This window comes from Azospirillum brasilense (assembly GCF_003349955.1).
Lineage (GTDB): Bacteria > Pseudomonadota > Alphaproteobacteria > Azospirillales > Azospirillaceae > Azospirillum > Azospirillum brasilense_B.
This window is the reverse complement of sequence record NZ_QLKQ01000002.1, coordinates 14,596-28,697: the sequence shown is the minus strand read 5'-3', so window position 1 is coordinate 28,697 and position 14,102 is coordinate 14,596. Positions and strand designations below refer to the sequence as shown.

The window sequence follows — 14,102 nt, the reverse complement described above, 5'->3', positions numbered from 1 at the left end:
GGCGGGATGATGGCGGAATCGGCGGCGGGGTCCAAGAGCCTCGTCCATGGGGGGCGAACCGAGGGTGAGATCATCCATGGCGGCGACCTCGACGCGGCGCGGTCGGCCTTTCCGGGGGCGCCGGAGCCCTGGGTGGACCTGTCCACCGGCATCAACCCCTGGCCTTACCCGCTGCCGCCGATCCCGGCCGAGTCCTGGGCGCGCCTGCCGGGCCGCGCGGCCGAAACGGCGCTGCGCGAGGCCGCGGCGGCCTGTTACGGCGTGCCGTCGCCGGACCGTATCGCCGCCGCGGGCGGTTCCCAGGCGCTGATCCAAATCCTGCCGCGGCTGCGCCGTCGGGGAACGGTCGCCGTGCTGGGGCCGACCTACGCCGAACATGCCGCGGGCTGGGCCAAGGCCGGCCATCACGTGACCGGGACGGAGTCGCTGGGCGCCTGTGACGCCGACGTGGTGGTGGTGGTGAATCCGAACAACCCGGACGGCCGCATCGTCCCGCCGGATACTCTGCTGGCCCTGGCGGAGCGGCAGGCGGCGCGGGGCGGTTGGCTGGTGGTGGACGAGGCCTTCGCCGAGGTCACCCCGGGGTGCAGCGTGGCGTCGGAGACCGGGCGCCCCGGTCTGGTCATCCTGCGCTCCTTCGGAAAATTCTTCGGGCTGGCCGGGGTCCGGCTCGGCTTCTTGCTCGGCGGGCCGGAACTGGTCCGGGATGCGCGCGCCGCCGTGGGGCCTTGGGCGGTGTCGGGCCCGGCGCTGACCGTCGCCACCGTGGCGTTGTCGGATTCGGCGTGGATCGCCGCCACCCGGCGCCGTCTGGCCGAGGCCACGGCTCGCTTCGACGCGCGTTTGGCGGGTGCCGGGGTGCGCGTCGCCGGAGGGACCTCGCTCTTTCGTCTTATAGACGATCCCCGCTCCGCCGGGCTTTACAGCGCCTTGGGCCGCGCCGGGGTGCTGGTGCGCCGGTTCGATTATCGGCAGGATTGGTTGAGGCTGGGGTTGCCGGCGGACAGGACGGCGGAAGATCGTGTGATGGTTGCGTGTGAAACATTAAAAATTTGATGGATTTTGCGTTTAAAATAGGCGATCACCACCATAGCGCGACAAGATGGCACACAGGGGCAAAAAGGCGCATCGGCTAACGTACTCCCTGTTTGCCCTATCGTGGCGCAAGAATCTTCCATGACGCTGTGGGGGCCATGCTGGATTCGGTCGGTTCAATGAGTCCTTCTGGGGATGCGGAGGAAACCCGGGCTGCGCTGTGGCGTGCGTTCGACACGCTGCCGTCGGGGGTCTGCGTCACCACGGACACGGGAACCATCCTGTATGCCAATCCGGCCCTGCACAGCCTGCTGCTTTATGCTCCCGGCCATCTGACCGGCCACGACCTCGCGGAGCTGGAGCCCGAGGACGTCGTTCTCCCGTCGCTGCCGGACTCTTCCGGAGAGCGGCCGCTGCGGCGCCTGGATGGCGGAACCGTCTGGGTCTCGGAGTCGGTCGGTCCTCTCCTGGGCCCGCTGGGAGAGCGGCAGTCGCTGCGAGTCTACACCGACGTCACCCACCACCGGCAGGCGCAGGCCGCGCTGCGCGACCAGCTCCTGATGAAGGAGGTGCTGTTCGAGACCCTGCCGGTTCCCGTGTTCGTGAAGAACGCGGCGGGCGAATACACCGATTGCAACGACGCCTTCGAACGCTACACCGGCCTGGAACGCCGGAGCATCGTCGCCAAGACCGCCTTCGCGGTGATGGACCCGCGCATCGCCAAGGCGCACGCCGACCAGGATCACGAACTGACCGTCAATTGGGGCCAGCGCAGCTACGAGGAGGCGGTTCCCTTCGTCGGCGGCACCACCCGGATGTCCAGCCTGACCAAGGCGGTGTTCTGCGACAGCGCCGGGAACCTGGGCGGCATCGTCGGGGTGATCCACGACCTGACGGAAGGGCTTCCCAGCGAGGAGCGGCTCCAGGCCATCCTGGAGCAGAGCCCGGTCGGCGTGTCGGTGTCGCGCCGTGACGACGGGAGGATCATCTTCGTCAACACGCGCTTCGCGGAACTGATCGGGCTGAAGCGCGAGGATCTGATCGGCCGGCAGGCCCGCGACTACTACCTGGACCGGCACCAGCGGGAACGGGTGATCGATCGGCTGCGCTCCTACGGGTCGGTGACCAACATGGAGGTGCAGTTCCGCCGCGCCGACGGCTCGTCCTTCTGGACGCTGTTCACCGTCAACCAGGCGGTGATCCAGGGCGTTCAGGTGAATCTGGCCTGGATCTACGACTACACCGACCGCCGGAACATGGAAGAGGCGCTGCGGGACATGGCGTCCCGCGATCCGCTGACGGGAATCTACAACCGGCGGTCCTTCATGGAGCTGGCGCGCTCGCAACTGGCCCGCGCCCACCGCTTCAACGAGCCGATGTCGGTCTTCGTGCTGGACGTCGACCATTTCAAGCGCATCAACGACAGCTATGGCCACGCCACCGGCGACGACGCCCTGCGGATGGTGGCCGGCGGCTGTCAGGCCATTCTGCGCGAATACGACATCCTCGGACGCCTGGGTGGCGAGGAGTTCGTGGTGGTTCTGCCCGGCGCCACCGCCGAGGAATCCCGCGTGGTGGCGGAGCGGGTGCGCCGCCACCTGTCCCGCATGGCGATTCCGGGCCCCGAGGGCCGCTTCCACCTGACCAGCAGCATCGGCATTTCCGCCATCGATGGCGCCTATGACACGCTGGAAAGGGCAATCCACCGGGCCGACCTTGCCCTCTACCGGGCCAAGCGCGAAGGGCGCAACCGGGTGGTGGTGTACGAGCAGGGAATGTGATCCGCCATCGGCGGGGGAAAATTTCCAGCATCCCACCCAGATTGTGGGCGGACGTTTCGCCATCGACTCCGTACCGCGCGCCTGAGTGCAACCTCTTATGCGCGTCATGCATGTGGTACAATTTGTCGCAGACTGTTCCCGTCCGTTTTTAAAGCCAACCGATTATTACGTACGCTATGAGTCAATCAACAAAAGATATGACCAACGGTCGGGTTGGTGATTTGTTCTGAATTCACCGCGCGTTTGAGAGGCGGACGGTCATGGCGGTCAGCATAGGCGGCGCACACACTGGCTTGACCGGACAGGAGCGGACATTTCACCGCGACGAGATCATCGTTTCCAAGACTGATCTCAAAGGTTGCATCACTTACGCCAACGACGTGTTCCTGCGCATCAGCGGCTATAGCGAAGCGGAACTGTTGGGACGGCCGCACAACATTGTCCGCCATCCGGACATGCCGCGTTGCGTCTACAAGCTGCTGTGGAGCCGGATCGAGGCCGGAAGCGAAATCTTCGCCTATGTGATCAACCGGGCGAAGGCCGGCGATCATTACTGGGTGTTCGCCCACGTCACGCCGGTTTTCGGCAACCCCGACAGCGGGAATGGGCGGACCATCACCGGCTATCACTCCAGCCGCCGCGTTCCGGCGCGGCCGGCGGTGGACGCGGCGGCGAGCCTCTACGCCGCGCTGCGGGCGGAAGAGGCGCGGCACGCCGATCGGAACGCGGCCATGGCGGCATCCGGCGCCATGCTGGAAAAACTCCTGCGCGACAAGGGCACGAGCTATGACGAGTTTATCCTCAGTCTCTAAAGCGCTCGCCGCCGCCGCGTCAGCCGCTCTGCTGTCGGCGGCGCAGGCGGCCTACGGTCTCGCCACCGGCGACATCGCCGCCGCCGTGCTCGGCCTGCTGGCGGTTCTTCCCTGTCTTGCCGCCGTCCGCTGGCTGGCGCTCACCAACCGGACCATCCGGAAAGCCATGGCGGTGATCGCCGCGGCCGAAAAGGGCGACCTCCAGCCGCGCATCCTGAACATCCACGGCACCAGCCCCATCGCGGACATGCTGCACACCATCAACCGCCTGCTCGACCGTGTGGAATCCTTCGGCAAGGAGGCCAACGCCGCCATGCAGCACGCGGCGGAGGGACAGTATTACCGGCGCATCGTGATGACCGGCATGGTCGGAGAATTCGGCGCCTACGCCCGCCAGATCAACGACGGGCTGGCGGCCATGGACGGCAAGAGCCGCGAGTTCGTGGAGAGCGCCGCCCGCATCGGCGCCAACATCAAGGAGGTGGCGCAGAGCCTGTCGGCCAGCGCCGCCCAGCTCGAAGCGTCGTCCACCGCCATGACGGCGACCGCCGCCACAGCCAGCGAGCAGTCCTTCTCCGCGGCCTCCGCGGCGGAGCAGGTGTCGTCCAACGTGGACGGGGTGGCCGCGGCCACCGGGGAGGTGTCGGGCGCCATCGGCGAGGTGGCCCAGGGCGTGTCGCGCACCGCCGATCTCGCTCGCAGCTCGGTGGAGAAGGTGCGGGAGGCGGACGCGACCATCCGCTCCCTGCTCGCCGCCTCCGACCAGATCGGCGCGGTCGTCCAGCTCATCAACGACATCGCCAGCCAGACGAACCTGCTGGCCCTCAACGCGACGATCGAGGCGGCCCGGGCGGGCGAGGCCGGCAAGGGATTCGCCGTGGTGGCGACCGAGGTCAAGAATCTCGCCAACCAGACGGCCCAGGCGACGGAGGACATCACCGCCCAGATCTCCCAGGTCCAGTCGGTGACCCGTGCCACGGCGGCGGTGATCCAGCATGTCGGGGGCATGATCCACGACATCGACGAGATCGCCGTCGGCATCGCCGGCGCCGCCGAACAGCAGAGCGCGGCCATCGACGAGATCAGCCGCTCCATCCGCGAAGCGTCGGCCGGTGTGCGCACCGTGGCCGACGCGGTGACCAGCGTGTCCTCGGGCGCTCAGGACGCCAGCGCCGCTGCCAGCCAGGTGCTCTCGTCGGCGGGGGAACTGGCGCGCCGCGCCGTGACGCTGAACGGCGACATCGACAGCTTCGTCGCCCGCGTCTGCGGCGGGCAGCGCTGAGCGTCGGTGAAGGCCGTCCACGCGGCAGGGGGCGTCCTCGAAAATTGAAATCCATGGCCTCCCCGGGCCACACACGGCATGGTCCGGAGCGTCAGGCCGCGCCGGAGGAACCGCCCGTCGGAATTTCGGCCGTCTCCAGCACCACCCGAGCCTCCTTTGTGTTGGTGGTGTGTTCGGCGTCCTTTGCGGCGTCCTCCAGGGCGGCGTCCAAACGCCGGATGCGGTCGCCGTCGATGCCCGCGGAGTCCCGGCCGCGGGCCGCGGCGAGCAGTTCGCCGGCCAGCGCGGAGGCCTCGGCGAAGCCCACATTCCCGGTCGAGCCCTTCAGGATGTGGGCCGAGCGCTCCACGGCCGCGAAATCCCGGTTCTGAGCCGCCTGCCGGAGCTGGTCGAGATGGCCCGGCGTCTCGCGACGAAAGGTTTCCATCAGCAGGGCAAAGCCGTGGTCGCCGATCGCGTCGCGCAAATCCCGGAGCTTGGCGTGGTCGATCCGCGGCGGGGGTTCCGTCCCATGACCCGGCTCCGGCGTGGTCGGCCCGCTCGGTGTCGGGAATGCGCTCCACCGGGCGACGGTCCGCAGCAGTTGGTCCGCCACGATGGGTTTGGCCAGATAGTCGTCCATGCCGGCGGCCAGGCAGATAGCCTGATCCCCTTCCATGGCGTTGGCGGTCATGGCGACGATCGGAACCTGCGCCGCGGCCCCGCCCATCCGCCGGATCGCCCGCGTCGCCGCCAGACCGTCCATTTCCGGCATCTGCACATCCATCAGGACGAGGTCGTAGGGCAGGGCGGCGACGGCGTTGACCGCCTCCAGCCCGTTCGAGACGGAATCGACCATATGGCCGGCCCGGCGCAGCAGGGCGAGAGTCACCTGCAAATTCACCGGGTTGTCCTCCGCCACCAGGATGCGGTGGCGAAGGGGGGCGGAACCGGTCGACCGGGACGTCGCCGCGCCGGACAGTCCCGAAGCGGCCGCGGGCGGGGACGACATCTTCGGCAGCGGCACCTTCGGCGGCGAGACCTTTGGTGATGGCGAGGCGAGCAGGCGCGCGACGGCGGCACGGAGTGCCGTCGCGCGGATCGGCTTGACGATCCGCACCGCCACGCCGGCGGCGTCGCCCTCCGGATCCCCCATGCGGTGGGAAGTCGCCAACGCCAGCGGCAGGCCCGCCAGAGCCGGTTCCGCGTGAATGCGCAGGGCCAGTTCCGGCCCGGTCAGGCCCGGCATGCAATGATCAAGGATGGCGGCATCGAACGGCCGTCCCGCTGCGCTCGCGGCCTGAAGCCGGTGCAGGGCGTCCTCCCCCGTGGCGGCGGATTCGGTTTCCAGCCCCAGCGCGGCGAGCTGGCGTGCCAGCAGGTCGCGGTTCACCGCCAGATCGTCCACCACCAGAACACGCCGACCGGCCCAATCGCCCGCTTCCCCCGCCACGGGTTCGGCTTCCGCCGCCGTGCCGCGCCACAGGGGAATGACGGCCCAGAACACGCTGCCCTCTCCGGGCATGCTGTGAACGCCGATCCGTCCGCCCATCAGCTCGGTGAGGCGTTTGCAGATGGCAAGGCCGAGCCCGGTCCCGCCGTGACGCCGGGCCGACGATCCGTCCACTTGGCTGAACATGGAGAACAGGCGCTTGTGGTCCGCCGCGGCGATGCCGACCCCCGTGTCCCGGACTTCGAAACGGACGGTCACCGGCGTGTCCTGCGGGGCCTCGACCGACGCGTCGCGCGCTTGCGCTTCGTCCGCTTCGGAGGGAAGGCTGTCCGGCTCGATCGACAGGACGATGGTCACGCTGCCCTGATCGGTGAATTTGACCGCGTTGCCGGCGAGGTTGATGAGGATCTGGCGCAGACGTCCGGGATCGCCGCGCAGCGGGCCATGCAGGGCCGGCGGCACGTAGCTGGCCAGTTCCAGCCCCTTCGCCGCGGCGCGCGGGGCCAGCAGTTCCACCACGCTTTCGACCAGCGCCACGGCTTCGAAATCGCTCACCTCCAGCGTGAGGCGGCCGGCGTCGATCTTCGAGAAATCCAGGATGTCGTTGATGATGGTCAGCAGCGATTCCGCGGAATCGCGGATGGTATCGGCGTAGCCTCGCTGCTCCTCGTCGAGCGTGGTTTCCTGGAGAAGCCCGGCCATGCCGATCACCCCGTTCATGGGGGTCCGGATCTCATGGCTCATGGTCGCCAGGAATTCCATCTTGCTGCGCTGCCCGGCCTCGGCCTTCTCCTTGGCTTCGGTCAGCGCCCGCTCCACCCGCTTGCGCTCCGACAGGTCACGGAAGAAGGCGGCGAAGAGGGTGCCCTGCTGCGTCCGCACCTCGGCGATCGACAGGTCGAGGGGAAAAACCTCGCCATCCATTCGCAGGCCATCGACCTCTCGGGAGAAATTCGGGCCGATCCGGCGGGCGCCCGCGGCGATGGTCTCCATGATGCGGCTGTGGGCCGCGTGGTGATGCGGCTCCATCAGCTCCTGCACGTGGCGCCCCAGCAGGCCGTCGGGCGGGTAGCCGAAAATGCGGTGGGCGGCGCCGTTTGCGGTTTCGATGAAGCCGTCCCCGCGCACCGTAAGGATGCCCTCCACCGCGGTTTCCAGAAGCGCGTTGAAGCGGGCGTTGCCATCCTCCAACTGGGCCTCCTTGCGGCGCAGCAGGATCAGCGCCCCCGTGAACAGCAGGATCACCAGACTGGAGCCCAGGACGACGGCGGCGATCTCCATCTGGTTGGTCCACCAGCCCGCCAGCTCCTCGTCCTCGCTGCGGCTGATCGCCAGAACCAGCGGCCAGATCGGCGTAGCCCGATAAGCGGTGATGCGCTCCTGTCCGTCCGGGGCGGTTTCATTGAACACGCCGCTTTCCGATGCGGGGAGATGGACGCGGAACAACTCCATCCCCGCCATCCCCGTGCCGATGCCTTCCGCTCCGTCCTGCGGAAGCCGGGTCAGCAGCAGGCCATCCCGGCGGTAGAGCGACACCGTTCCATGCAGGCCGTTGCGCACCGCCCGGAAGACGCTCTGAAGATACTCGGGATTGACCGACGCGATCGCGACCCCCAGGAGCCTCCCATCCACCCCGCGAATGGCCCGGCTCATCGGCAGAACCCATTTGCCCGACCGGTCCTCCGCCGCCCCGCCCGGCGTCAGAAAACGCCCTCGCACCGGGCTTCCGATTTGAAGGCCCTTGCTCTGACCGGACAGGTGGGCGCGGAACAGATCGGACTCCGCCAAGGAGGTGCCGAGCGGCCGCGGGTCCTCGGTCGTCGCCACCAGGACACCCCGGCGGTCGAGCACCAGAAGGCCGCGGATGTGCGGGGAACGGCGCAAACGTTCCTGAAGCAGCGGCGCCAGCGCCCCGTCCTCGTGGCCCGGCGGCGGATCGCTCAGCAGCTTGCCGAAGACCACCGCATCGCTCAGCGAGGCGAGCGTCACGTCGACCGTCTGGACCGTGCGGCTGACCGAGGATTCCAGGGCGCTCGCCAGATTGTCGATGTTCGCCGCCGCGTTTTTCAACGTCAGGGCGCGGTCGGCATGGATGTCGTAGGTGAATTCGAACAGAAGAGCCATCACCGACAAGAAAGCCAACGCGAGAAGGGCGCCCCGATGCTGCAACAGGGCAAGCTTGGCCATCACGCGCGGCTCCGTGGGGTGTGCTGATATCGCGTGAATCTTAACAGCGGGCGAACGAATCGCAAGCCCGCGCTGTGCACACTGGGCGCGAGGTGCTATCCTGTCGCAGTGGCGAGCCGGTTTTCAGGGGGCAAGGCGGTGCGGCGTCTATCCATCGTGCTGTCGGCGCTGGCGATTCACACAGCGCTCCAGTCGATGTTTTTGCTGTCCGGCGCGGTGCCGGCCCTGGCGGAAAGCCGGCTCGACCGGGTGCAGCGCACCGGGTTGCTGCGCGTGTGCATGTGGCCCGACTATTACGCCATTTCCTTCCGCAATCCCTACAGCGGCGAGCTTCAGGGCCTGGACGTCGACATGGCGCGGGCCTTCGGCCAGGACCTGGGCGTGCGGGTCAGTTTCGTGGAAAGCGGCTTTTCGAGCTTCATCGACGATCTGCTGAACGACCGTTGCGACATCGGCATGTTCGGCATCGGCGTCACCGCCGCCCGCGCCGAAAGGGTCGCGTTCAGCCAACCCTACCTGAACAGCGGCATCTACGCGGTCTCTTCCCAGGGGCACCCGCGCATCCTGCGGTGGGACGATCTGGACCAGGACGGCATGGTGGTCGCGGTTCAGAAGGGCACCGTCATGGACGACTACGCCAGCCGCGCCCTTCGCAAGGCCAGCATCCGCATCGTCTCCGGATCTCAGGAGAGGGAGGAGGAGGTGCAGTCCGGACGCGCCGACGCCTTTCTGACCGACTATCCCTATGGCCAGCGGATCCTCAGCGTCCACCAATGGGCGCACCTGATCACACCGGACGCTCCGGTGCAGACCACGCCCTACGCCTACGCGGTGGCGCCCGGAGACCCGCTGTGGCTGGACCGGGTCAACCGGTTCGTCGACGCCGTCAAGCGCGACGGGCGGTTGGAAACCGCCGCCGCCCGTTTCCGCCTGACCCCCATCGTGGCGCGCGACTGACGGTCAGATCTCCACCTGCGTGCCCAGTTCCACCACCCGGCCCGGCGGAATGCAGAAGAATTCCGTGGCCGACAGGGCCGTCTTCGACAGCAGGATGAAGGCGGGTTCGCGCCAGCCCGGCAGGCCGGTGGATCGCGACGGGATCAACGTCTCTCGGCCCAGGAAGAACGACGTCTCCATCATGTCCAGATGCAGGCCGAAACGGCGGCACCGCTCCAGCGCGCGGGGAATGTGCGGCTGTTCCAGATAGCCGAAGCGCAGGACCACGCGGAAGAAGCCCTTGCCCAGCTTCTCCACCAGGACGGCGCGGTCCGGGGAGACGCGGGGCACCTCCTCCATGATGACCGTCATGACGACCACCCGCTCGTGCAGCACCCGGTTGTGCTTGATGTTGTGGAGCAGGGCGTGGGGGACGACGTCGGGGTTGCCGGTCATGAAGATGGCGGTCCCGGCGACGCGCTGCGGCGACTGCGGGGTGACCCGTTGCAGGAACAGGTCCATCGGCAGGGCATCGGCGTAGAGCCGTTCGGCCAGGATGCGGCGGCCACGGCGCCATGTGGTCATCAGCGTGTAGACCGCCGCGGCGATCAGCAGCGGGAACCAGCCGCCGTCCGGCACCTTCAGCAGGGTTGCCCCGAACAGGGCGAGGTCGATCACCAGAAGCAGCGAGAAGGCGGTCACCACCAACAGCGGATTCCAGCGCCACAGCCGCCACGCTACCACCGCGGCCAGAATCGTGTCGATGGCCATGGCCCCTGTCACCGACACGCCGTAGGCGGCGGCCAGATTGCTGCTGGACCCGAAGCCGATCACCAGGATCACCACGCCGATCAGCAGCAGCCAGTTGTTGCGCGGGATGTAGACCTGACCGACCTCATGCTCGGAGGTGTGGCGGATTTCGCGCCGCGGCAGGTAGCCCAGTTGCACGGCCTGCCGGGTCAGCGAGAAGGCTCCGGAGATCACCGCCTGGCTGGCGATGACCGTGGCCGCCGTGGACAGCAGGACCAGGGGAAGCTGCGCCCAGTCCGGCGCCAGATGGAAGAAGGGGTTCTCCAGCGTCTCCGGCTCGTGCAGCAGCATGGCGCCCTGCCCGAAGTAGTTCAGCAGCAGCGCCGGCAGGACGAGGTAGAGCCAGGCGATGCGGATCGGCGCCCGCCCGAAATGGCCCATGTCGGCGTAGAGCGCCTCCGCCCCGGTCACCGCCAGGACCACGGCGCCCAGCGTCAGGAAGGCCACCCAGCCGTGGTCGACGAACAGTGCTGCCCCGTACAGCGGGTTGAAGGCGCGCAGAACGTCCGGCCAATGCAGCACCTGCATCAGGCCCAGCACCGCCAGCGTGGCGAACCACACCCCCATGATCGGGCCGAAGAAGATGCCGACCCGGCCGGTGCCTTGCCGCTGAAACAGGAACAGCAGGGTGAGGACCGCCAGCGTGATCGGGACGATGTAGGGGGACAGGGACGGGGTGACGACCTTCAGCCCCTCCACCGCGCTCAGCACCGAGATGGCCGGGGTGATCAGGCTGTCGCCGTAGAACAGCGCCATGCCGAGGATCGCCAGCGCCATGATGGCGCGGTTGCCCGCTCTGGAGCTGAGCCCCCGGTGCGCCAGCGTGCCGAGCGCCAGGACGCCGCCCTCGCCCTTGTTGTCCGCCCGCATGACGAGCAGGACGTATTTCAGCGTCACGACGATGATGAGCGCCCAGGTCGCCAGCGACAGGATGCCGAGGATGGTCGGCTCGTCGAGCGGCAGGCCGGTGTGGGTGAAGGACTCCCGCATGGTGTAGAGCGGGCTGGTCCCGATGTCGCCGTAAACGACGCCCAGCGCCCCCAGGACGAGGGCGGGCATGCGGTTGGCTTGAGGGGGGTGGCCCGGGGGAGTGGAACTGGGAGCGGGGTTGGCGGCCGGAGCGGCGCCGTTCGGTCCGTCGCCGGTGTGCTGGTTGGCGCTGTCCATGATGGTCCGTTCGTTCGGATCGCGGTCCGGTGTCGGGGGGCCCTTCTTGCGGGCGGAACGCTTCGGCCGCGAACCTTCTCCTTACATCAACCGCTCACCACAAGACCATATGGTTCCGGTGGCGCGGGGGTGCCAGCCACAGCGTGCAAGGCGATGGGAACCGTCGCAACCGGATTTGATGCCGGCTTTGAACGCACCATCGAGCCAAGGGGCTTTGAATGGAACAAAAAGCGAACAATGCGCTTGTCGTTCATTTTTTGTTCTGATACGTTTTTCTTCGTCGGCGCCGTCGCCAAGCTGCGGTTCGGCGTTACGACGTCGCCCGTCGCATATCCGCCAACCGATCAAGGAAGATTGCCATGTCGATCCTGGTTTTCCTGCGTGAACTCGCCGGACTGGCGACTCTGTTCGGCACCCTGTTCGTCTGGACTCTGCTGGGCCACGCCGCCGGCTTCTGAGGCACCGAATCCCCCGAAAGGAGTCGCCATAAGGGTTGGACCTCCTCCGGATAATAATCCGAAATCCCAGGCAACCCTTGGCGACGCATCGCTTACATCCGGAATGCGTCCACCGCAGCCGCCGGGCGGTCCCAGCCAAGACGGGACCAGCCGAAGCGGGGCGGGCGACGCGACGATCAGGCCACCGGCCAAGGCCGGCTGGTGACGACAACGCGGAATTCTGGGATCGGGACGGATGCGAAACTTCTTTCGGAAGCGGCGGGCGACCGCCGATGCGGATGACCGGATGTCCATGGGTGGCGGCATCACGGGGGGTGGAGCGGCCGGACCGGGCTCCACCCAGGGCAATGCGGCCCACGGCCATCCGCCGATGCAATCCCAGAGCCCCCTCGCGGGCCGTCCGGCACCGCATCTGCGACCGGTCGGCGGAGCGGCGGGGACCGGGCATGGCGGCGGGTTGGGCGAGACGATGCGCGGCCCGTCGGGCTTGCGCCACGATCCGCTGAACAGCCCGCTTGGTGGCGGTGCGGGTGGCGGACTGGGTGGCCAGCGCGGCCAAGCGCCCGCCGACACGGATCTTCCGCGCTTCACCATGACCGTCAACGGCGGCCTGCGCGGACCGGGGGCGGTCGGCGCTCCGGCCATGCTGAAGGGACTCACGCCCGAACTGAACGGCCTGTTGCGCGAAGCCTTCACGCCGACGCGGCCCAAACAGCAGCTCAACTCGCTGTTCATCGGCCGGACCGAAACGCTGAAGCGCATCATCTCCGCCATCGAGGAGGAGCGGGCGCACGTCATCCTGTTCGGCGACCGCGGCCGCGGCAAGACCTCCGTCGCCAACGCCATCGAGAAGATCGCCGGCCAGGCCGGCTACCTGTCGCTGAAACTGACCTGCAGCGCCGAGCTGAGCTTCGAGGACATCTTCCGCCATTTCCTGAAGAAGATCCCCTCGACCTATTACCGGTCGGGGATCGACAACCCCTTCGCCTCGCGCCGCAGCTTCACCAGCTTCAACGAGCTTCTGCCCGAGGGCGGCTTCAGCGTGACGGAGCTGAACGAGGTTCTGTCGGGCATTCACGCCACCCATGTGCTGCTGATCCTCGACGAGTATGACCGCGTCACCGACGAGGATTTCCGCAACAAGCTTGCCGAGCTGTTCAAGAACCTGACCGACAGCTCGATCCCGGTGACCCTGCTGGTGGTCGGCGTCGCGGAGAATCTGGACCAGCTCCTGGGCAAGCACCCGTCGATCCAGCGCTCGCTGGTGCCGGTGCATCTGCCGCTGATGACCGACGTGGAGATCGGGCGCCTCATCAACGCCGGAGCCGAGAACGCCGGCATCGCCTTCGCGCCGGAGGCCGTGGACCGCGTCTGCGAGTTTGTCCGCGGTCTGCCCTACTACGCGCAGCTTCTCGGCCTGCACGCCGCGCGCAGCGCGGTCAGCCGCGGTTCGACGGTGGTGGAGCGGGACGACCTCGCCTACGCGGTCACCCGTTGCCTGCAGGAGGCGGAGCGCGGCATCGTCGATTCCTACGCCCGTGCGTTGGCTGCCGAACGCCGCGCCGAGCTGGAGGATGTGCTGCTGGCCTGCGCCCTGTGCCCGGCGGACTCCTACGGGACCTTCGATCCCAAGGAGCTGGCCGGCCCGAACGGCGCTCCGCCGACCAAGGAGGCGCTCGGCATCCTGGAGCGGCTCTGCCGCGAGGAGTATGGCGGCGTGCTGGCCCCGGTGGTCGAGCCGGGCTGGACCCGCTACCGCTTCCGCAACCAGATGATGCGCCAGTATGTGCTGATGCGGCAGGCCCACGAGCGCGGCCAGATCTGACCGTCCATCCACGGGCAGACCGGTCCGGGGAGGCCCCTTTCCGCCGTCGGGCGGGGAGGGGCCTTCGTGCGTTCCGGCCTCCGGTTTTCCGTCTCCGATCCGCCGTTGGTCAGCGCGAATCGAGCAGCATCGCGGCGAAGACCGCGCCGGCGACCAGCGCGCACAGGGCCGCCACGATGGCGAGGCTGCGCAGGAACTGGCGCATCTCGCCCTGTTTCCAGGCGCTTCGGGCGAGCAGCAGCAGATAGCTGGCCGCTGCCGCGCCGATCATCGTCCACATCGAACCACGCACCGCATCCGTCGAGAAGCCTCCTGCCGCATGGTGTTATGACCTACGGGGAGGGGGCGGCGGCGATCATAGGACGGGCGTGGCAAGG

General features: G+C 68.0%; 9 protein-coding genes. 6 read left to right on the top strand and 3 right to left on the bottom strand.

Annotation, left to right across the window (positions count from 1 at the left end; all coding sequences use genetic code 11):
- Positions 1–6: 6 nt before the first annotated feature.
- The 4 genes from cobD to DXK32_RS01095 all read left to right on the top strand — a co-directional run bounded on the left by cobD (position 7) and on the right by DXK32_RS01095 (position 4,910).
- A complete protein-coding gene (gene cobD / locus DXK32_RS01115; protein ID WP_114856828.1) occupies positions 7–1,056 on the top strand; it encodes a threonine-phosphate decarboxylase CobD in 1,050 nt (349 codons plus the stop codon).
- Between the two features lie 158 nt (positions 1,057–1,214).
- Positions 1,215–2,816, top strand: a complete 1,602-nt coding sequence (locus tag DXK32_RS01110) for a sensor domain-containing diguanylate cyclase (protein ID WP_247876919.1) — start codon at positions 1,215–1,217, stop codon at positions 2,814–2,816.
- Positions 2,817–3,076: 260 nt separating this feature from the next.
- Positions 3,077–3,628 carry a PAS domain-containing protein gene (locus tag DXK32_RS01100; protein ID WP_114856825.1) on the top strand — a complete coding sequence of 184 codons (552 nt, stop codon included), beginning with the start codon at positions 3,077–3,079 and terminating at the stop codon, positions 3,626–3,628.
- Entirely contained in the window at positions 3,603–4,910 is a 1,308-nt protein-coding gene (locus DXK32_RS01095) for a methyl-accepting chemotaxis protein (protein ID WP_162801025.1), read from the top strand. Before DXK32_RS01100 ends, DXK32_RS01095 begins: the two co-directional genes overlap by 26 nt.
- 91 nt (positions 4,911–5,001) lie before the next feature.
- On the opposite strand, the gene DXK32_RS01090 is transcribed toward DXK32_RS01095, so the two are convergent.
- Positions 5,002–8,529 carry a response regulator gene (locus tag DXK32_RS01090; RefSeq protein ID WP_247876918.1) on the bottom strand — a complete coding sequence of 1,176 codons (3,528 nt, stop codon included), beginning with the start codon at positions 8,527–8,529 and terminating at the stop codon, positions 5,002–5,004.
- 138 nt (positions 8,530–8,667) lie between these two features.
- Between DXK32_RS01090 and DXK32_RS01085 the strand changes: the two genes are divergently transcribed.
- Entirely contained in the window at positions 8,668–9,486 is an 819-nt protein-coding gene (locus tag DXK32_RS01085; protein ID WP_247876917.1) for an ABC transporter substrate-binding protein, read from the top strand.
- A 3-nt stretch (positions 9,487–9,489) separates the two neighbouring features.
- Here DXK32_RS01085 and DXK32_RS01080 read toward each other — a convergent pair whose 3' ends face one another.
- Positions 9,490–11,442 carry a potassium transporter Kup gene (locus tag DXK32_RS01080; protein WP_205215611.1) on the bottom strand — a complete coding sequence of 651 codons (1,953 nt, stop codon included), beginning with the start codon at positions 11,440–11,442 and terminating at the stop codon, positions 9,490–9,492.
- Positions 11,443–12,186: 744 nt separating this feature from the next.
- Between DXK32_RS01080 and DXK32_RS01075 the strand changes: the two genes are divergently transcribed.
- Positions 12,187–13,725 (top strand): ATP-binding protein, encoded by a 1,539-nt coding sequence (locus tag DXK32_RS01075; RefSeq protein ID WP_114856821.1) that lies wholly within the window; start codon positions 12,187–12,189, stop codon positions 13,723–13,725.
- A gap of 109 nt (positions 13,726–13,834) precedes the next feature.
- On the opposite strand, the gene DXK32_RS32525 is transcribed toward DXK32_RS01075, so the two are convergent.
- Complete coding sequence (locus DXK32_RS32525) at positions 13,835–14,005, bottom strand: hypothetical protein (protein WP_205215610.1); 171 nt, start codon at positions 14,003–14,005, stop codon at positions 13,835–13,837.
- Positions 14,006–14,102: the final 97 nt, after the last annotated feature.